Raw genomic sequence first — 18,456 nt, 5'->3', positions numbered from 1 at the left:
GGGCGCGGCGGGCGGGCGTCCGGCCGCCGGTGGTGGTGGCCGGCGCGGTGACGCCGTGGGAGACGGTGGGCGCGGGCCTGCGCCATGCCGCGGAGGCGGCGGCCGCGGCGCAGGGGCTGCCGGACCGCCCCTGGCACGATGTGCGGCAGCTGGACGTGGACGTACTGCTGTGGCGGCTGCGCTCCCAGGGCGACCTGTCGGCGTTCGTGGACCGGGTGCTCGGCCCGCTCCTGGCCCACGACGAGGCGTCCCGCCAGGTGCTGCTGCCGACCCTGGAGTGCTACCTCACCCACGCGGGCCGCAAGGCGGAGACGGCCCGCGACCTCCATCTCAACCGCCAGACCCTCTACGACCGCCTGGCCCGCGTCTCCCGCCTCCTGGACCGGGACCTGGACGACCCGGAGACGGTGCTGTCGCTGAGCCTGGCGCTGCGGGCACGGAGGCATGTGGGGTGAGGGGTGGCCGGGCCCCGGAGGGCGCGCCCCCTCAGTCTCCCGTCGCCAACTCGTCGTAGACGCTGAGCACATGAGCGACCGTCTCGTCCTCCGACGGCCACGTCGCCGCCTGGGCCCGGCCGGCCGCCGTGAGTTCGGCGCGGCGGGCCGGGTCGGCGAGCAGGCGGCCGACCGCCGAGGCCAGGGCGGCGGCGTCGCCGTACGGGACGAGTTCGGCGGCGTCGCCGACCAGGTCCGGGACGCCGCCGACCGCGGTCGCGACCAGCGGGACGCCCGCGTGCAGCGCCTCCTGGGCGAGGAGCGAGCGGGCCTCCCAGCGGCTGGAGAGGACCGCGACGTCGGCCGTCGCCAGCAGCTCCGGTACGTCGTCGCGGCAGCCCACGAGCCGCACCGGCAGCCCTTCGGCCTCGATCCGGCGTTGCAGCTCCGGCCGTTCCCGCCCCTCGCCGGCGATGATCAGCAGCGGTTCGGGGTCCAGCTCGCGCCAGTCCCGCGCGGCGTCCAGCAGCGGGCCGTGCCCGTGGCCGGGCTCCAGACGGCCGACGGTGACGATCAAGGGCCTGTCGATCGCGCCCAGTTCGGCGCGGGCCTTGTGCCGCCGCAGGTCGTCGTCGTCCGGCTCCGTACGCGGCGCGGGCACCGCGACCGGTGCCAGCCGGGCGTCGCGCGCGCCGCGCATCCGCGCCCGGTCCACGAGGTCGGACGTCACTCCGAGGACCACGGCCGCGGCGCGCGCCGCCCGCCGCTCCATCAGCCGTACGAACCGGTCCCGCGCGCCCGCCGCGCGCACCCGTGTGTGCCAGGTGACCACCAGCGGCGTGCGCCGCCCCCGCAGCGCCAGTGCCGCGAGCACGCTGGAACGCAGGCCGTGCGCGTGCACCACGTCGGCGCCCGCGCTGACGGCCCGGATCCCGGCGACGGCGAGCGCGTCCGTGGTCGTCCGCAGCTCGGTGAAGGTGGCGCCCGCGCCCGTGAAGCCGTATCCCTCGTCCGTCCGCCGCGGAGCGCACACCGTCACCCGCAGCCCCCGGGCCACGAGGCCGGCGGTCAGGGAGCGCACGTGCGCGCCGCTGCCCGCGCCGCCGCTGCCGAGCACTTGCACGGCGTGCAGGGGCGGGCGCCCGTGCGGCGGTACGGGTGTGCTGCTCACGCGGGTGAAGCTCCTGACTCGGCAAAGGGCGGGGAGAGGGGTCGGGGCGGCACCGCGCCCAGGATGCCAGCCTCCACCGGCATCCGGGCACCACCGTCTCGCGGGTTGCCCGTCCTACCTCGCCCACGCATCCGCGGATTCACTCACATAGGTGATTCTTGGCGTCCATCGCCACGGCGACGGAGACCAACACGACGGCGTGCAGCACGAGCCCCGCCCATCACGTCAGCCGCCCGCGGTCGCACCCCGCGCCGCCGCCAGGAGTTCCTCCGCGTGGGCTCGGGCCAGGTGGGAGTCCTCCTGGCCCGCCAGCATGCGGGACAGTTCCCGCACCCGGTCCTCGCCCTCCATCGCCTTGACGCCGCTGCGGGTCACCGAGCCGTCGTGGGTCTTCTCCACCACCAGGTGCCGGTCGGCGAACGCCGCGACCTGCGGGAGGTGCGTGACCACCACGACCTGCGCCGACCGGGCCAGGCGTGCCAGGCGGCGGCCGACCTCGACCGCGGCCTTGCCGCCGACGCCGGCGTCGACCTCGTCGAAGAGGTACGTCGGCACGGGGTCGGACCCGGCGAAGACCACCTCGACGGCGAGCATGACGCGCGAGAGTTCACCGCCGGACGCGCCCTTGGCGATGGGGCGCGGCTGGGCGCCGGGGTGCGGGGCGAGGTAGAGCTCGACGTCGTCCGCGCCGTGCGGCCCGTACGCCACGGCCCGGCCGTCGACGTCGATGCCGCTGTCGGCGTCGGCCACCTCCGTCTGCCGGATGGCGAACGTCACGCGCGCGTGCGGCATCGCGAGCTCCGCGAGCTCGGCCGTGACCGCCCCGGCGAACCGCTCCGCCGCCTCCGTACGGGCGTCGGTCAGGGTCTGTGCCAGCTCGCCGAGTTCGGCGCGCAGCGCGTCGCGCTCGTCCGTGAGCTCGGCGATCCGCTCGTCGTCACCCTCCAGCGCCTCCAGGCGCACCGCCCCGGTCTCGGCCCAGGCCAGGACGGCGGAGATGTCCTCACCATATTTGCGGGTCAGGTGCGTCAGGGCCGCGCGCCGCTCCTCCACCGCCGCGAGCCGCAGCGGATCGGCGTCCAGGCCGGAGGCGTAACCGGCCAGCTCACCCGCCACATCGGCCACCAGGATGCCGATCTCGCCGATCCGGTCGGCGAGGGCGGCCAGGGCCGGGTCGTGGGAGCGTACGGCCTCCACCGCCCGCTGCGCGCCGGCGACGAGCGTGGCGGCGTCGATGTCCTCGGGGTCCTCGGGGTTGCCGGCGAGGGCGTCGTGCGCGGCGGACGCGGCCGTGGCGAGGGCCTCGGCGTGGCCCAGCCGCGACGCCTCGGCGGCGAGTTCGGCGTCCTCGCCCGGCAACGGCTCGACGGCCGCGACCTCGTCCAGGCCGAAGCGCAGCAGATCGGCCTCCTGCGCGCGCTCGCGGGCCCGCGTCGTCAGCTCGGTCAGCTCGGCGGCGACGGCCCGCAGCCGGCGGTAGGCGCCGGCGTACTTGGCGAGCGGCACGGACACCGCGTCGCCGGCGTAGCGGTCGAGCGCCTGCCGCTGCCGCGCGGGCCGGAGCAGTCCCTGCTGGTCGGTCTGCCCGTGGACGGCCACGAGGTCGTCGGCCAGCTCGCCGAGCAGCCCCACCGGCACGCCGCGGCCGCCGACGTGGGCGCGCGAGCGCCCCTCGGCGGAGAGGGTGCGGCTGATGAGCAGCGTGCCGTCGTCGAGCTCGGCGCCCGCTTCCTCCGCCCGTACGGCCGCGGGCGAGCGGCGGTCGACGACGATCCTCCCCTCGACGACCGCGGACTTCGCCCCGATCCGCACCAGCGCGGGGTCGGCCCGCCCGCCGAGCAGCAGACCGAGGCTGGTGACGACCATGGTCTTGCCCGCGCCGGTCTCCCCCGTCACCGCGGTGAAACCGGGCGACAGCTCGACCACCGCGTCATCAATGACGCCCAAGGACCGGATCCGCATCTCCTCCAACACGGATACGACCATACGAGGTTCCGGGGGCGCCTCGCGACGGCCACCCCCACCGATCGTCCTGGGGACAGCCCCACCACCGGTCCGGGTGATCACTCCATGGCCCCCGCGCCCCTTACCGGAGAGGCTTTTCCCCTCGGTTTCGCCCGCACACACCACGAGGTCCAGATGACCGTTCGATCCCGTACGCCCCGCGCCGCCGCGCTGCTCCTGACCGCCGCGATCGCCCTGACCACCGCCGCCGGGAGCGCGGACGCGGTCGGCCACAGCCCGCGCCCGGCGTCGCTGGACGGCACCTGGCGGATGGACGGCTACGGCACGGTCGTCACGTTCGGGAACGGGGGCCGCACGCTGCGGACGTACGAGACCACCGCCGTCAGCTGCCTGCCCGGCGAGCTGGCCGCGGCCCGTCCCGGCACCACCGGCCCCTTCCGGCAGGAGGGCGAGCCCGCGGTCACGGTGACGGCGTCGGGCCCCGACCGCGCGGAACTGGGTTTCGCGGACAACGTCGGCCACCGCACGCTGCGCCGTATCGGCGCCCTGCCCGCGAACTGCCGTGACACTCCCGCCCCGGCACCGGGCGCCGACCCGCGCGAGGTCTTCGACGCCTACTGGCAGACCTACGCCGAGAACTACCCCTTCTTCGCGGCGCGGCACATCGACTGGAACGCCGTGCGCGACCGCTACCGGCCGAGGATCACGGCGAGGACCGGCCGGGACGAACTGTTCTCCGTCCTGGCGGAGATGGTCCGCCCCCTGCACGACGGACATACCGGACTGGTCGACCTGGACCGCCCCAAGGAGTACTTCGCCGGGCACCGCGAGGACACCGTCCTTCCCGACGAAAAGGCCCGCGCCCGTATCGACGCGGCGGTCGCCGAGAGTGCCCGCGGCACGGAGACGGCTTCCTGGGGGCAGGGGAAGCAGATCACCTACTCCGAGCTCCCCGGCCGGATCGGTTTCCTCCGCATCACCCTGTTGGGGAACTACGGCGAGGGCGAGGGCTACGAGGCCGACAAGGCCCTGCTCGCCAAGGCCCTCGACGCGGTCTTCACCGACCGGCGGACCACCGGCCCCGACGCCCTGCGCGGCCTGGTCCTCGACCTGCGCCTGAACGGCGGGGGCTCCGACCGGCTGGCCCTGGACGTGGCCGAGCGGCTCACCGACCGGCCGTACACGGCCTACCTCAAGCACGCGCGGAACGACGCCCGCGACCCGGGGAAGTTCACCCCGGCCGAGGCCGTCCAGGTCCGCCCGCACCGGGGACCGGTCTACACCGGCCCCCTCACCGTCCTCACCGGCCGGCTGACGTTGAGCGCGGGCGAGACCCTCACCCAGGCGCTGCTGAGCCGGGGGCCGAAGCCCACGCTCATCGGCGAGAACACCCAGGGGCTGTTCTCGGACCAGCTGATGCGCACCCTGCCCAACGGGTGGAAGTTCTGGCTGCCGAACGAGGAGTTCCTGAGCGCGAAGGACGGCCGCACGACGTACGACGGCACCGGCATCGCCCCCGACGTCCGCACCCCCGTCTTCACCGAGGCGGAACTCTCCGGGCACCGCGACTCGGCCCTGGCCGAGGCGAGGAAGCGGCTGACGGGCTGAGGAGCGGACGGGCCCGGCCGCACCACCGCTGCGCGGTGTCCTCAATCGCCGGACGGGCTGCTGTGTTGTGTCCTCAATCGCCGGACGGGCTGCAAGTGGCCGAGCCCAGCCGACAACCAAGCCCGTCCGGCGATTGAGGACGCGCCCGCAGGGCGCCCGCCGCCGCAGGCGGCAAAGCCGGCCCGCGGCCGAAGAGCCCTGCGCACCCCCTAGTGGGGCGCCCCGCGCCACCCCGCGACCGGCAGCGCGAACTTCGCCACCAACCGGTCCGTGAACGAAGCGTGATGCAGCCGCGCCAAGCGGACCGGCACCGCGCCCCGGCGCACCTCCACCCGCGCGCCCGCCGGCAGCTCCACCGTCCGGCGGCCGTCGCACCACAGCACGCCGTGCGGCGTCTGCGGCTGGACCTCGACCGCGAGCACCGAGTCCGGCGCCGTCACCAAGGGCTTGGCGAAGAGCGCGTGCGCGCTGATGGGGACCATCAGCAGCGCCTCGACCTCCGGCCACACGACCGGCCCGCCCGCCGAGAAGGCGTACGCGGTGGAACCGGTCGGCGTCGCGCAGACGACACCGTCGCCACCGAACCGCGACACCGGCCGGCCGTCGACCTCGGTCACGACCTCCAGCAGCCGCTCGCGCGCCGCCTTCTCCACCGACGCCTCGTTCAGGGCCCAGTCGGTGTGCACGACGTGCCCGTCGGTGCGCACGAGCACATCGAGGGTCATCCGCTCCTCGACCTCGTACGCGCGGGTCACGACCCGGTCGACGACCTTGTCGAGGTCGTCCCGCTCGGCCTCGGCGAGGAAGCCGACCCGGCCGAGGTTGACGCCCAGCATCGGCACGCCGGAGCGCCGCGCGAACTCCGCGCCGCGCAGCAGCGTGCCGTCGCCGCCGAGGACGATGAGCAGCTCACAGCCCTCCAGGACGTCGGGCCGGTCGGGGCCGGCCTCGACGAGCTCCGCCGAGGCCGGCAGCGGCAGGTCCGCGGCCTCCTCGGCGAGCACCCGCACGCCGATGCCGCAGCGCAGCAGCCCTTGGACGACGAGTTCGGCGCTGCGGATCGCGGCCGGGCGCCCGGTGTGGGCGAGCAGGAAGACCGTACGGCCCCCCGCCGCCTCCGGTCCGCACTCGGCCCGCTCACGCGCCGATTCCGATGATGATGCTGATGCTGATGCCGATGATGCTTCTGAAGTGGTCAACGAGGCCCCTCCGCCACTGCACGGTCAACGTCCGCCGGATCCAGTTCGGGCGCTCCGGCGCGCAGCCACAGAAAGTACTCGACGTTGCCCGACGGCCCCGGCAGCGGGCTCGCGGTCACGCCGAGCACACCGAGCCCCAGCTCGGCCGCGCGCGCCCCGACCATCCTGACCGCCTCGGCCCGCAGCTGGGTGCTGCGCACCACACCGCCGCTGCCGAGCCGCTCCTTGCCCACCTCGAACTGCGGCTTGACCATGAGGACCAGGTCGGCGCCGGGCGCGGCGCAGCGCACCAGCGCGGGCAGGACGAGGCCGAGCGGGATGAAGGACAGGTCGCCGACGACCAGGTCGACGGGCTGCTCGTCGATCTGGTCGAGCGTCAACTCGCGGACGTTCGTACGGTCCTTCACGGTGACCCGGTCGTCGCTCTGGAGTGACCAGGCGAGCTGTCCGTACCCGACGTCGACGGCGACGACGTGGGCCGCGCCGGCGCGCAGCAGGACGTCGGTGAAGCCGCCCGTGGAGGCGCCGGCGTCCAGCGCGCGGCGGCCCTCGATCTTCAGGCCCTTGGGCACGAACGCGGCGAACGCGCCGGCGAGCTTGTGCCCGCCGCGCGAGACGTAGTCGGGGTCGTCGTCGTCCTGCGTGACGACGACGGCCGCGCTGAGCTCCACCTGCGTGGCGGCCTTGGTCGCGAGCGTGCCGCCGACGGTCACCCGGCCCGCCGCGATGAGCTGGCTCGCGTGCTCGCGGGAGCGGGCGAGTTTACGGCGCACGAGCTCGGCGTCGAGTCGGCTGCGTCGCGGGCGGGTCACTGCCACGGGTGGTTCAGCTCCTGTTGTCGTACGAAGCGGGGGAACCCGAGGGCGCGGGTGCCCCGGACGGGCCGGGGCTCCGGTCGAGCGCGGTCAGCGCGTCCCGCAGGCCCCGGTGTACATCCTCGTACACCTCCAGGTGACCACTGGCGGCGAGGTGGTCGGCATCGGCCAGCCGGACCAGCCGGGCGTCGACGTCCGGGTCACCGGTGGGCGTGCGCTCGACGCCGAGGGGCTCCGGACCCCGCCCCTCCGCCGCCGTCGCGTCCGCCGCGCCGCTCATCGCATCGCTCATGGCTCCGACGCTACCCCGGAACCGTGTCTGTGCGGCGTACGCGGTCGGCTGAGGTAGCGTCCCTGTCGATGGCGACGATCGAGGAGTGCCGCAGCGCACTCGACCGGCTGGCGGAGAACCTCGCGGGAGCGCGCGGCGACCTCCGCGACGCCGCCGCGCCCGACCGCTCGCTGAGCTGCCACATCTCCGACCTGGACGTGACCTTCACGGGCCACCTCGCGGGCGGCCGGATCCAGGACGTGGAGACCGCGGCGGGCACCCCCGAGCGGCGGGCGGAGATCGCCCTGACGATGACGGGCGACGACCTGGTGGCTCTGGTGGACGGGCGGCTGAACTTCGCCAGGGCGTGGGCCGCCGGCCGGGTCAGGGTGCAGGCGGGCCTGCGGGACGTCCTGCGGCTGCGGAAGCTGCTGTAACGGCGTCACCGGCCACCCGCCGGCGCCGGGCCGCCGGTACGACCAGGGGCGTGCCGGTCTCGGGGTCCTCGATGACCCGGCACCGCAGCCCGAACACCTCCTCGACGAGCTCCGCGGTGACGATCTCGCCCGGCGCGCCCTGGGCGACGACCCGCCCGTCGCGCATGGCGATCAGGTGGGTGGCGTAGCGGGCGGCGTGGTTGAGGTCGTGGAGGACGGCGACGAGGGTGCGGCCCTGGTTCTCGTGCAGCTCGGCACAGAGGTCGAGGACGTCGATCTGGTGCTGGATGTCGAGGTAGGTGGTCGGCTCGTCGAGGAGGAGCAGCGGCGTCCGCTGGGCGAGGGCCATGGCGATCCACACGCGCTGGCGCTGGCCGCCGGACAGTTCGTCGACGGGGCGGTCGGCGAGTGCCTCGACACCGGTGGCCGTCATCGACTCCACCGTGATCCGCTCGTCCTCGCGCGACCACTGGCGCAGCAGCCCCTGGTGCGGGTACCGGCCGCGGGCGACCAGGTCGGCGACGGTGATGCCGTCTGGCGCGATGGAGGACTGCGGCAGGAGCCCGAGGGTGCGGGCGACTGTCCTGGCCGGGTAGGTGCCGATGGCGGCGCCGTCGAGGAGGACGGATCCGGCGGCCGGCTTGAGCATCCGGGCCAGGGCGCGCAGGAGGGTGGACTTGCCGCAGGCGTTGGGGCCGATGATCACCGTGAAGGAGTTGTCGGGCACGGCGACCGAGAGGTCCTCGGCGATCACGCGCCCGTCGTAGGCGAGGGTGACGGATTCGGCCGTCAGTCGGCTCACGGTGGGGTCTCCTTGGTCGTCGTTCGTGTGCGCGTCCGGCCCGCTCGTACGCCGGCTGCTCGTGTGCCGGCTGCTCGTGCGCCGGCTGCTCATACCCGCCCCGCCCTGCGCTCGGTGAACAGCAGCCACAGCAGATAGCAGCCGCCGAGCATGCCGGTCAGCGCGCCCACGGGCAGCTGGTCGGCCCCGAAGAGCCGCTGCGAGGCCCAGTCGGCGCCGAGCAGCAGGACCGCGCCGGTGCAGGCCGCGGCGAGCAGGTTGGGGCCGGCCGCCCGGGTCAGCCGCCGGGCGACCTGCGGCGCGGCGAGGGCCACGAACGAGACGGGCCCGGCGGCGGCCGTCGCGGCGGCGGTCAGCAGCACCGCCGCGCCCATGACGACGAGCCGGGTGCGCTCGGCCCGTACGCCCAGCGCGTACGCCGCGTCGTCGCCCATCTCCAGCATCCGCAGCGCCCGGCCGCGGCCGAGGACGACCGGGAAGAGCACGGCGGCCGCGCCCAGCAGCGGCCACACCTGGTCCCAGTCGCGGCCGTTGAGGGAACCGACCATCCACACCATCGACCGGGTCGCGTCGACGAGGTCGGCCTTGGTCATCAGGTAGTCGCGCACCCCCGTGAGCACGGCGGCCGCGCCGATGCCCACGAGCACCAGGCGGTAGCCGTGGATGCCCTTCTTCCAGGCCAGCAGATAGACGGCGAGACCGGTGGCCACTCCCCCGGCGACCGCGCCGCCCGCGACGGCGAACGGCGAGCCGTGGAAGAGCACGATGACGACGAGCGCCCCGGCCGCCGAACCCTGGCCGAAACCGATCACGTCCGGGCTGCCCAGCGGGTTGCGGGAGACGGACTGGAAGACGGCGCCGGCGAGCCCGAGGCAGACCCCGGCGAGCAGGCCGACGAGCACCCGCGGCAGCCGCAGGTCCTCGACGATGAACTCCTGCGCGGGCGTGCCGCCGCCGGCGAGGGTCCGCAGGACGTCGGCCGGCGCGATGGGGAAGTCGCCGGTGCCGATGAGGGCGACGGCCACGGCCGCCGCGGTCACCAGGAGCAGCAGGACGACGAGCGCCGCCCGCGGGTCCACCCGCAGGGAGAGCCCGCCACGGGTGCGGATCGTTCTTCCGGTCGCTCTTCCGGCTGTTGTGCCGGTCGTTCTTCCGGTCGTCGTGCGTGTCGTGCTCACTGCTGGGCCATCCTCCGCCGGCGTACGAGGTAGATGAAGACGGGGCCGCCGACGACCGCCGTGACGATGCCCGCCTGGAGCTCCCCGGGCCGGGTGACGACCCGTCCGGCCACATCGGCGCCGAGCAGCAGCACGGGCGCCAGCACGGCCGCGTACGGCAGGATCCAGCGCAGGTCGGGGCCGGTGAGGGCACGGACGAGGTGCGGGACGATCAGGCCGATGAAGACGATCGGCCCGCAGGCGGCGGTCGCCGCGCCGCACAGCAGCGTGACGGCTGCCATGGCCAGCACGCGGGTGCGGGCGGGGCTCGCGCCGAGCGCGCGGGCGGTGTCGTCGCCGAGGGCCACGGCGTTGAGCGGGCGGGCCAGGGCGAGGGCGAGCAGCACACCGGCGGCGATGAAGGGTGCGACCTGGCCCACCACGTCCATGTTCGCGGAGGCGAGCGAGCCGACGGTCCAGAAGCGCATCCGGTCGAGCGCGGCGGAGTCCATCAGCTGGACCGAGTAGACGTAGCCGTAGAGCGCGTAGGTCACCGCCGTGCCGGCCAGCGCCAGCCGCACCGGTGTGGCGGCGCGGCTGCCGCCGAGCGCGTGGACGACCACGGAGACGACGGCGGCGCCGAGGAAGGCGAACCACACGTAACCGCCCACCGAGCCGACGCCCAGGAAGCTGATGGCGGACACGACGGCCGCCGCGGCCCCGGCGTTGACGCCGAGCAGTCCGGGTTCGGCGAGCGGGTTGCGGGTGAGCGCCTGCATCACGGCGCCCGCGAGGCCGAGCGCGGCACCGGCGAGCAGGCCCAGGAGCGTACGGGGCACGCGGACCTGGCGCACGACCACGTCGGCGTCGGTGTGCGTGGGGTCGAACAGCCCGTGCCAGACCTGGTCGAGCGGGATCGGTTTGGCGCCGACGGCGATGCTCGCGACCGCGACCAGCAGCAGCGCGCCCACCGCGGCGAACAGGCCCGCGGCGCGTACGGCGTTCCGGCCGCGCGCCGCGGACGGCGCCGGTTTCGCGGGAGTTTGGGGGAGGCTGTCGACCAACACTCAGTTAGGTTAGCCTACCCTGACATACCCCTTCGAGAGAGCCCCGAGAGAAGCGCACTTCCCATGAGCACCCCCCGCACCACAGGCATAACCTCCGTGACCCGCCGCGGTCTCCTGACGGCGGGTGGCGCCCTCGGTATCGGCGCCCTCCTCACCGCCTGCGGAGGCGGCTCGTCGAAGAGCGGCTCCGGTGCGGACACCGGCTCCGGCCCGTGGACCTTCAAGGACGACCGGGGGCAGACCGTGAAGTCCGGCGGCACCCCGAAGAAGGTCGTCGCCTTCACCGGCACCGCCGCCGCCCTGCACGACTTCGGCATCGAGTGCGCCGGCGTCTTCGGCCCCACCACGCTCAAGGACGGCAAGCCGGACCCGCAGGCCGGCGACCTCGACGTCGGGAAGGTCACCGTCCTCGGCAACGCCTGGGGCGAGTTCAACGTCGAGAAGTACGCGGCCATGGGACCCGAGCTGCTGGTCACCAACATGATCCAGGGTCAGGAACTCTGGTACGTGCCGGACGACAGCAAGAAGAAGATCCTCGGCCTCGCCCCGAGTGTCGGGCTCAATGTCACCAAGGTGCCCCTGACCCAGGTCATCGGACGCTACGCCGAACTCGCCGCCTCCCTCGGCGCCGACCTCAAGGCGAAGAAGGTCGCGGACGCCAAGGCCCGCTTCGAGAAGGCGTCCGAGACGCTCCGCGAGGCGGCCCGGGCCAACAAGGGCCTCAAGGTCCTCGCCGCGTCCGGCTCCGCCGAGCTGCTGTACGTCTCCGACCCCGGCGTCTACGCCGACCTGACGTACTTCAAGCAGCTGGGCGTCGAACTCGTCGTCCCCGACAAGGTCACCGGCGGCTTCTTCGAGAGCCTCAGCTGGGAGAACGCCGGAAAGTACGCCGCCGACCTGATCCTCCTCGACAACCGCACCGCGGCCCTCCGGCCCAAGGACCTCGCGGCCAAGCCCACCTGGGCCGGTCTGCCCGCCGTCAAGGCCGGCCAGGTCAGCCCCTGGCTCAGCGAACCGCGCTACTCCTACGCCGGCTGCGCGCCCCTCGTCGAGGCCCTCGCCGCGGCGGTCGAGAAGGCCAAGAAGGTCAGCTGACGCCTGCCTTCTCCCGACGGACCGAGAGGAAACACCCACGATGACCGCCGCCCAGCCCGCCACGCCCTACCTCTTCTTCGACCTGCGCGTCCTGCGCACGGAGCGTCTCAGCCCCGCCATGGTGCGGGTCACCTTCGGCGGCGAGCGCCTGTCCACGCTCGTCGGCGGGGGCCGCGACCAGCGCTTCAAGCTGTTCCTGCCGCAGCCCGGCCAGGAGGTCCCGGTCCTGCCAGAGGTCCTCGACGAGAACTGGTTCACGACCTGGCGGGCCCAGGACCCGGCCGTACGGGCCGTCATGCGCACCTACACCGTGCGCGCCCTGCGCCACGGACCCGACGAGCTCGACGTCGACTTCGCCGTCCACGGCGACGCGAACGGACACGGCGGCCCGGCCACGAACTGGGCCCAGGCCGCCCGTCCCGGCGACCGGGTCTCCATCCTCGGCCCCGTCGTCGAGGACAACGGCGGCGTCGACTTCCAGCCCCCGGCCGGCACGGACTGGGTCCTGATCACCGCCGACGAGACCGCGCTGCCCGCCGTCGCCGGCATCCTCGCCTGGCTCCCGGCCGGCACCCCGGCGAAGGTCTGGATCGAGGTCCCCCACGCGGACGACATCCAGGACCTGCCGACCGAGGCCGACGCGGAGATCACGTGGCTGGTGCGGGGGGCGGGGTCGCCGGTGCTCGACGCCGTACGAGCGGCGGAGTTCCCTGCGGGGGTGCCGTACGCGTGGATAGCGGGCGAGGCGGGGACGGTGCGGGGGGTGCGGCGCCATGTGGTCGGTGAGCGGGGCTTCGACCGGCGGGCGGTGACGTTCACGGGGTACTGGCGCCGGGGGGCTACGGAGGAGGATCTGCTGGCGGAGCTGGTGTGACGGTGACGGTACTGGCGTGACCGTGGGGGTGGGTGCCGGGGGCCGGGCCTCCGGGGCAGGACCCTGGACCGTATATTTACGGCGCCGTGCCCCCAGAGCACGGGGAACCCGGAACAGGGCGCCGCAAATACACGTAAGCGTCCAGGGCCCTACCCCTGCGGCCCCGCCCCCTCCCGCCGCCATGCCACGAACGGCCGTCATGGCCATGGGGGCAACGGGTGGGCGGGAGGGTAAAACCCGCCGCGGTAGCGGCGGACACCACAGCGGCGCTCAGCCCGGCCTCAAAACCCCAGCCGCGCCAGCGCCTTCCCCGCGTCGGAGCCGCACACCCCCGAACCCGCCAAGGCCCAAGCGGAAGCGCACAGCGCCCGCAGCCCGTCGATCGGCTCCCCCTCACCCGCGAGCGTGAGCTCGTCCCCCGCGACGGACGCCGTCCAGCCGCCGCACCGGAAACCGTCCCGCTCCTCCGAAACCGCCGGCTGCGGCAGGAGCAGCCCCCGCAGATCCTCGGCCACGTACGTCGGCCGGTGTTCCGGCCGCGCCGCGACCAGCTGCGCGGCCGTCGTCACGCCGGTCAGCACCAGCAGCGAGTCCACCCCGCCCACGTGCGCGCCCTCGATGTCCGTGTCGAGCCGGTCCCCGACCACCAGCGGCCGCTCCGCACCCGTGCGCAGCACCGTCTCGCGATGCATCGGCGGCAGCGGCTTGCCCGCCACCTGCGGCTCGGCGCCCGTGGCGATCCGTACGACCTGCACCGCGGCACCATTGCCCGGCGCGATGCCCCGCGCGCTCGGAATCGTCAGATCCGTGTTCGAGGCGAACCACGGCACGCCCCGCGCCACCGCGTACGACGCCTCCGCCAGCCGTGACCACGGCATGTCCGGCCCGCCGTAGCCCTGCGCCACCGCGGCCGGGTCGTCGTCCGCCGAGTCCACCGGCACCAGCCCGCGCTCCTCCAGCGCGACCCGCAACCCCTCCGCGCCGATCACCAGCACCCGGGAACCGGAGGGGAGTTGGTCGGCGATCAACCGTGCCACCGCCTGCGCGGAGGTGATCACGTCCGACGGCTCCGCCGGCACGCCCAGCCGCGTCAGGTGTTCCGCGACCGTCGCCGGCGTGCGGGCCGCGTTGTTCGTCACGTAGGCGAGGTGCATCCCGCCCTCCCGTGCCGTCGCCAGTGACTCCACGGCGTACGCGATGGCCTCGCCGCCCGCGTACACGACGCCGTCCAGGTCGAGCAGCGCCGTGTCGTAGGCCGTGCTCAGTGGCCGCTCACTGCCCTCGGGGCGGGTCCGGGCGGTTCGAGTCATCGTGTCGTCGCTCCTTGTGCTGTACGTCTCTTCCCCGATCATTGCTCATCCGGCCATGCGGCATAACATTTCCTAATGAGCACTCCAGGCCGAGCAGGGAAAGCAGGGCAAGGACTCCAGCTCGCCCCCTTCCGAGGGCTGCGCTATGTCCCGGAACGGGTCGGCAGCCTCGCCGCCGTCACGTCCCCACCGTACGACGTCGTCGTACGGCCGGACGGCCTGCGTCACCTGGAGACCGCGGACCCGCACAACATCGTCCGGCTGATCCTCCCCCAGGCGGCCACCGCCACCGAGCGGCACCGCCAGGCCGCGGAGACGCTGCACCGCTGGCAGGACGAGCACATCCTCGCCCCCGACCCGGAGCCCGCGCTCTACGTCTACGAGCAGCGCGGCGGCGGCATCCTGCAACGCGGCCTGATCGGGGCCCTGCGCCTGAGCCCCCGCGAGGAGGGCGTCGTCCTCCCCCACGAGGACGTCATGCCGCACATCGTCGAGGACCGCGCGGCCCTGATGCGCGACACCGCCGCCAACCTCGAACCGCTGCTCTTCTCCTACCGGGGCAACGGCAGCAGCACCGGCGCCGCGGGCATCATCGACCGCGTCATCACCTCGGAGCCGCTGCTCTCCACCACCACGGACGACGGCTACGCCCACCGCCTGTGGTCCATCACCGACCCGGACGACCTCGACCTGATCGGCAAGGACCTCACCCACCAGCAGGCCCTCATCGCCGACGGCCACCACCGCTGGGCCACCTACCTGCGCCTGCGCGCCGAGCAACCGGCCCCCGGCCCCTGGGACTTCGGCCTCGTCCTCCTCGTGGACACCACCCGCTACCCCCTCCGCGTACGGGCCATCCACCGTCTCCTGAACCGCCTGCCGGTGGCCGACGCCCTGGCCGCCGTCGCCGGCATCTTCCGCGTACGGACCGTCGACGGCCCCTTGCCGCAGGCGCTCGACGCGCTGGCGGAGGCTTCCGCGGCGGGCGGGAACGCCTTCGTCCTCGCCGGTGACGGCCGTTTCCATCTCCTCGACCAGCCGGACCGGGCCTTCCTGGACCGGGTGGTCCCGGCCGACCGCCCGGAGGCGTGGCGCGCGCTGGACGCGACGGTCCTGCACTCCGCGCTCCTGGAGCACGTCTGGCACGTGCCCGACGACCCCGAGCACATCGGGTACATCCACGAGACGGCCGCCGCGGTACGGCAGGCCGAGCGGCACGGCGGTACGGCGGTGCTGATGCACCCCGTACGCGAGGACGTCGTACGGGAACTCGCCGAGCAGGGCGTCACGATGCCCCGCAAGTCCACGTCCTTCGGCCCCAAGCCGGCGACCGGCCTGGTCTTGCGCAGCCTCGCGCTGAACTGACCGGCCCCGGGCATACGCGGAGGGCGGCACCCCGGGATCCGGGATGCCGCCCTCCGTGCTTCAGGCGATCAGAGGTCAGCTCTTGTCGCTGTCCTCGTCGGCGGCGTCGTCCTTGCCGTCGTCCTTGCCATCGTCCTTCGGCTCGACGTCGGCCTCGGGCTCGGGCTCGGCGGCGTCAGTGGCCTCGGCGGTCTCCACAGCCTCGGCAGCGACCTCGACCTGCTCGACCGTCTCGGTGGCCTCGTGCTCCTCCGCCAGGGCGTCCGTGAACTCGACGCCGTCCAGCTCGGCGAGCCGGTCGGAGGCGTCCGTCTGGCCGCCCTGGTCCGCTTCGAGAGCCTTGGCGAACCACTCGCGCGCCTCGTCCTCGCGACCGACGTCCAGCAGGGCGTCCGCGTAGGCGTACCGCAGTCGCGCGGTCCACGGTTGAATGGAGTTGGACGCGAGCTCGGGACTCTGCAGGGTCACCACGGCGGCCTCGGCCTGGCCCATGTCCTTGCGGGCACCGGCGGCGACCAGACGCATCTCGACCTGACCGGCCTTGTCCAGCTTCTGCACCTCGGGCTCGCCGGCCATGGCCATGGCGCGCTCGGGGCGGCCCATGCCGCGCTCGCAGTCGGCCATGACGGGCCACAGCTCGACGGAGCCGGTCATCCGGCGCGCGGCACGGAACTCGGCGAGCGCCTCCGTGTAACGGGCGGTCGCGTACGCGGCGAAGCCGGCGGCCTCGCGGACGGCGGCGACGCGGGAGGCGAGCCGCAGCGCGATCCGGGAGTACTCGTACGCCTGCTCGGGCTCCTCGTCCAGCAGGTTGGCCACCATGACGAGGTTGCGCGCGACCTCCTCGGCGAGACCCTTCGGCAGGCTCATGAGCTCCTGCCGGACGTCCTTGTCGATCTCGTCGCCGGTCACGTCGTCGGGGATCGGCAGACGCTTCACCGGCTCGCGGTCGCCACGGTCCCGGTCACGGTCGTCACGGCGCCCGTAGCCGCCGGAACGCTCGTCCCGGCCACCGCGGTAGCCGCCGCCACCCTGCCGGTCGTCGCGGCGCGGGCCACCGTAGCCACCACCGGACGGACGGCCACCACGGTCGTCACGGCCGCCGCGGAAGCCACCACGGTCGTCGTCGCGACGCGGGCCACGGTCATCGCGGCGGTCGTCACGGCGGAAGCCGCCACGGTCGTCATCGCGACGGGGACCGCCGTAGCCACCACCGGTGGGACGACCGCCACGGTCGTCCTCACGACGGGGGCCACCGTAACCGCCACCGGTGGGACGTCCGCCACGGTCGTCCTCACGGCGGGGGGCGCGGTCGTCACGACGGAACGCCGGACGGTCGTCGCGACGCTCGTCGCGGCCGCCGCGGAAGCCACCGCGGTCGTCGTCGCGGCGGGGGGCGCGGTCGTCACGGCGGAAGGCCGGACGGTCGTCACGGCGCTCGAAACCACCGGGACGGCCACCACGGTCGTCCTCACGGCGGGGGGCGCGGTCGTCACGACGGAACGCCGGACGGTCGTCACGACGCTCGTCGCGGCCGCCGCGGAAGCCACCGCGGTCGTCGTCGCGACGCGGGCCACGGTCATCGCGGCGGTCGTCACGGCGGAAGCCGCCACGGTCGTCCTCACGACGGGGGCCACCGTAACCACCGCCGGCCGGACGGCCACCGCGGTCGTCACGGCGCGGGCCGCCATAGCCACCGCCGGCCGGGCGACCACCACGGTCGTCACGGCGCTCGAAACCGCCCGGACGGCCACCACGGTCGTCCTCACGGCGCGGAGCACGGTCGTCACGACGCTCATCGCGGCCGCCGCGGAAACCACCACGGTCGTCATCGCGACGCGGGCCGCCGTAACCGCCACCGGCCGGGCGACCACCACGGTCGTCACGGCGCGGGCCGCCGTAGCCACCACCGGTCGGGCGACCGCCACGGTCATCCTCACGACGGGGGCCACCGTAGCCACCGCCGGCCGGACGGCCACCACGGTCGTCACGGCGCGGGCCGCCGTAGCCACCACCGGTCGGGCGACCGCCACGGTCATCCTCACGACGGGGGCCACCGTAACCGCCACCGGCCGGACGACCGCCACGGTCGTCACGGCGCGGGCCGCCATAGCCACCACCGGTGGGACGGCCGCCACGGTCATCCTCACGACGGGGGCCACCGTAACCGCCACCGGCCGGACGACCGCCACGGTCGTCACGGCGCGGGCCGCCATAGCCACCGCCGGCCGGGCGACCACCACGGTCATCGCGGCCGCCGCGGTCGTCACGTCGGTCGTCGCGGCGGAAACCGCCACCACGCGAGTCATCGCGACGGGGCCCGCGGGGGGCTCCTCGCCGCTCGCCGCCCGATCGATCGTCGGGAGAGTTGGTGGACATCGACGTGACTCCTGTCTTCGGGTACCGCAGTCATTCTCGCGCAACCAGCTGGCCAGCGCGCTTCAGCAAAAACAAAAAGGACCCTTGGTCCCAGCATGAACGCTGGGACCAAGGGTCCTTGAAAGATTGTTCGGCGGCGTCCTACTCTCCCACACGGTCCCCCATGCAGTACCATCGGCGCTGAAAGGCTTAGCTTCCGGGTTCGAAATGTAACCGGGCGTTTCCCTAACGCTATGACCACCGAAACCCTATCGGGTTCTAGCGAACAAGCACACTCTTTAATTAAGTAAGTGAAGCTGTTCAACCGGTGCGACTGTTCGCAACCCGGGAACAACACAGTGGACGCGAGCAACTGAGGACAAGCCCTCGGCCTATTAGTACCAGTCAGCTCCAACCGTTACCGGTCTTCCACACCTGGCCTATCAACCCAGTCGTCTACTGGGAGCCTTAACCCCTCAAAGGGGGTGGGAATACTCATCCCAAAGAAGGCTTCCCGCTAAAATCCTT

The 18,456-nt window shown here is 73.8% G+C and carries 16 protein-coding genes, 2 rRNA genes and 1 pseudogene; 6 read left to right on the top strand and 13 right to left on the bottom strand.

What is annotated here, in order from left to right; genetic code table 11:
* The coding region (locus J7E86_RS28480) for a CdaR family transcriptional regulator (protein WP_215085697.1) at positions 1 to 455 on the top strand (455 nt) is incomplete at its 5' end.
* Positions 456 to 486: 31 nt separating this feature from the next.
* On the opposite strand, the gene J7E86_RS28475 is transcribed toward J7E86_RS28480, so the two are convergent.
* Both J7E86_RS28475 and recN read right to left on the bottom strand, forming a co-directional pair.
* Positions 487 to 1,605, bottom strand: a complete 1,119-nt coding sequence (locus tag J7E86_RS28475; protein ID WP_215085696.1) for a glycosyltransferase family 4 protein — start codon at positions 1,603 to 1,605, stop codon at positions 487 to 489.
* Positions 1,606 to 1,830: 225 nt separating this feature from the next.
* Positions 1,831 to 3,591 (bottom strand): DNA repair protein RecN, encoded by a 1,761-nt coding sequence (gene recN / locus J7E86_RS28470; protein ID WP_215085694.1) that lies wholly within the window; start codon positions 3,589 to 3,591, stop codon positions 1,831 to 1,833.
* Positions 3,592 to 3,744: 153 nt separating this feature from the next.
* Between recN and J7E86_RS28465 the strand changes: the two genes are divergently transcribed.
* Positions 3,745 to 5,178, top strand: a complete 1,434-nt coding sequence (locus J7E86_RS28465; protein WP_215085691.1) for a S41 family peptidase — start codon at positions 3,745 to 3,747, stop codon at positions 5,176 to 5,178.
* Between the two features lie 209 nt (positions 5,179 to 5,387).
* Here J7E86_RS28465 and J7E86_RS28460 read toward each other — a convergent pair whose 3' ends face one another.
* From J7E86_RS28460 to J7E86_RS28450, 3 genes are read right to left on the bottom strand one after another with little or no spacing between them, the layout of a single operon-like run.
* Positions 5,388 to 6,377, bottom strand: coding sequence for an NAD kinase (locus J7E86_RS28460; protein WP_285439785.1), 990 nt, complete (start codon positions 6,375 to 6,377; stop codon positions 5,388 to 5,390).
* The gene (locus J7E86_RS28455; protein ID WP_215085699.1) at positions 6,374 to 7,189 is read right to left on the bottom strand and encodes a TlyA family RNA methyltransferase; all 816 of its coding nucleotides are present in this window, start codon (positions 7,187 to 7,189) and stop codon (positions 6,374 to 6,376) included. The genes J7E86_RS28460 and J7E86_RS28455 overlap by 4 nt, the downstream gene beginning before the upstream one ends.
* Positions 7,190 to 7,202: 13 nt before the next feature.
* A complete protein-coding gene (locus J7E86_RS28450; protein ID WP_251019811.1) occupies positions 7,203 to 7,484 on the bottom strand; it encodes a hypothetical protein in 282 nt (93 codons plus the stop codon).
* Between the two features lie 68 nt (positions 7,485 to 7,552).
* Between J7E86_RS28450 and J7E86_RS28445 the strand changes: the two genes are divergently transcribed.
* Positions 7,553 to 7,900 carry an SCP2 sterol-binding domain-containing protein gene (locus tag J7E86_RS28445; RefSeq protein WP_215085687.1) on the top strand — a complete coding sequence of 116 codons (348 nt, stop codon included), beginning with the start codon at positions 7,553 to 7,555 and terminating at the stop codon, positions 7,898 to 7,900.
* Here J7E86_RS28445 and J7E86_RS28440 read toward each other — a convergent pair.
* The 3 genes from J7E86_RS28440 to J7E86_RS28430 form a co-directional block, all read right to left on the bottom strand.
* Entirely contained in the window at positions 7,848 to 8,702 is an 855-nt protein-coding gene (locus tag J7E86_RS28440) for an ABC transporter ATP-binding protein (protein WP_308312760.1), read from the bottom strand. The genes J7E86_RS28445 and J7E86_RS28440 overlap by 53 nt on opposite strands.
* Positions 8,703 to 8,791: 89 nt before the next feature.
* The gene (locus tag J7E86_RS28435; protein ID WP_215085683.1) at positions 8,792 to 9,880 is read right to left on the bottom strand and encodes an iron chelate uptake ABC transporter family permease subunit; all 1,089 of its coding nucleotides are present in this window, start codon (positions 9,878 to 9,880) and stop codon (positions 8,792 to 8,794) included.
* On the bottom strand, positions 9,877 to 10,923 hold the full coding sequence (locus J7E86_RS28430) for an iron chelate uptake ABC transporter family permease subunit (RefSeq protein WP_251019812.1): 1,047 nt from the start codon (positions 10,921 to 10,923) through the stop codon (positions 9,877 to 9,879). Before J7E86_RS28430 ends, J7E86_RS28435 begins: the two co-directional genes overlap by 4 nt.
* A 66-nt stretch (positions 10,924 to 10,989) precedes the next feature.
* Here J7E86_RS28430 and J7E86_RS28425 point away from each other — a divergent pair, with 66 nt between their 5' ends.
* Together J7E86_RS28425 and J7E86_RS28420 are read left to right on the top strand one after the other, a co-directional pair.
* A complete protein-coding gene (locus J7E86_RS28425) occupies positions 10,990 to 12,021 on the top strand; it encodes an ABC transporter substrate-binding protein (protein WP_215085679.1) in 1,032 nt (343 codons plus the stop codon).
* A gap of 40 nt (positions 12,022 to 12,061) precedes the next feature.
* Positions 12,062 to 12,895, top strand: coding sequence for a siderophore-interacting protein (locus tag J7E86_RS28420; RefSeq protein WP_215085677.1), 834 nt, complete (start codon positions 12,062 to 12,064; stop codon positions 12,893 to 12,895).
* A 281-nt stretch (positions 12,896 to 13,176) separates the two neighbouring features.
* On the opposite strand, the gene J7E86_RS28415 is transcribed toward J7E86_RS28420, so the two are convergent.
* Positions 13,177 to 14,205, bottom strand: coding sequence for an HAD-IIA family hydrolase (locus J7E86_RS28415; RefSeq protein ID WP_215085675.1), 1,029 nt, complete (start codon positions 14,203 to 14,205; stop codon positions 13,177 to 13,179).
* Between the two features lie 75 nt (positions 14,206 to 14,280).
* On the opposite strand from J7E86_RS28415, the gene J7E86_RS28410 reads away from it, so the two are divergent.
* Positions 14,281 to 15,570, top strand: a complete 1,290-nt coding sequence (locus tag J7E86_RS28410) for a DUF1015 family protein (protein ID WP_215085674.1) — start codon at positions 14,281 to 14,283, stop codon at positions 15,568 to 15,570.
* 75 nt (positions 15,571 to 15,645) lie between these two features.
* On the opposite strand, the gene J7E86_RS28405 is transcribed toward J7E86_RS28410, so the two are convergent.
* The 4 genes and pseudogenes from J7E86_RS28405 to J7E86_RS28390 all read right to left on the bottom strand — a co-directional run.
* Complete coding sequence (locus J7E86_RS28405) at positions 15,646 to 16,509, bottom strand: hypothetical protein (RefSeq protein WP_308312761.1); 864 nt, start codon at positions 16,507 to 16,509, stop codon at positions 15,646 to 15,648.
* Between the two features lie 21 nt (positions 16,510 to 16,530).
* A pseudogene (locus J7E86_RS32155) lies at positions 16,531 to 17,949 on the bottom strand (hypothetical protein); the annotation flags it as partial.
* A 128-nt stretch (positions 17,950 to 18,077) separates the two neighbouring features.
* A 5S ribosomal RNA gene (gene rrf / locus J7E86_RS28395) occupies positions 18,078 to 18,194 on the bottom strand.
* A gap of 109 nt (positions 18,195 to 18,303) precedes the next feature.
* Positions 18,304 to 18,456: ribosomal RNA gene (locus J7E86_RS28390) — 23S ribosomal RNA — on the bottom strand; the annotation flags it as partial.

Source organism: Streptomyces sp. ISL-11, from assembly GCF_018614525.1.
Lineage (GTDB): Bacteria > Actinomycetota > Actinomycetes > Streptomycetales > Streptomycetaceae > Streptomyces.
This window is presented reverse-complemented; position numbering and strand designations above follow the sequence as displayed.

What these genes read in the sequence shown, in the direction of transcription:
- recN (WP_215085694.1), bottom strand. Translation starts at nt 3,591, where the DNA reads ATGGTCGTATCCGTGTTGGAGGAGATGCGGATCCGGTCCTTGGGCGTC.
- J7E86_RS28465 (WP_215085691.1), top strand. Translation starts at nt 3,745, where the DNA reads ATGACCGTTCGATCCCGTACGCCCCGCGCCGCCGCGCTGCTCCTGACC.
- J7E86_RS28450 (WP_251019811.1), bottom strand. Translation starts at nt 7,484, where the DNA reads ATGAGCGATGCGATGAGCGGCGCGGCGGACGCGACGGCGGCGGAGGGG.
- J7E86_RS28445 (WP_215085687.1), top strand. Translation starts at nt 7,553, where the DNA reads ATGGCGACGATCGAGGAGTGCCGCAGCGCACTCGACCGGCTGGCGGAG.
- J7E86_RS28425 (WP_215085679.1), top strand. Translation starts at nt 10,990, where the DNA reads ATGAGCACCCCCCGCACCACAGGCATAACCTCCGTGACCCGCCGCGGT.
- J7E86_RS28420 (WP_215085677.1), top strand. Translation starts at nt 12,062, where the DNA reads ATGACCGCCGCCCAGCCCGCCACGCCCTACCTCTTCTTCGACCTGCGC.
- J7E86_RS28415 (WP_215085675.1), bottom strand. Translation starts at nt 14,205, where the DNA reads ATGACTCGAACCGCCCGGACCCGCCCCGAGGGCAGTGAGCGGCCACTG.
- J7E86_RS28410 (WP_215085674.1), top strand. Translation starts at nt 14,281, where the DNA reads ATGAGCACTCCAGGCCGAGCAGGGAAAGCAGGGCAAGGACTCCAGCTC.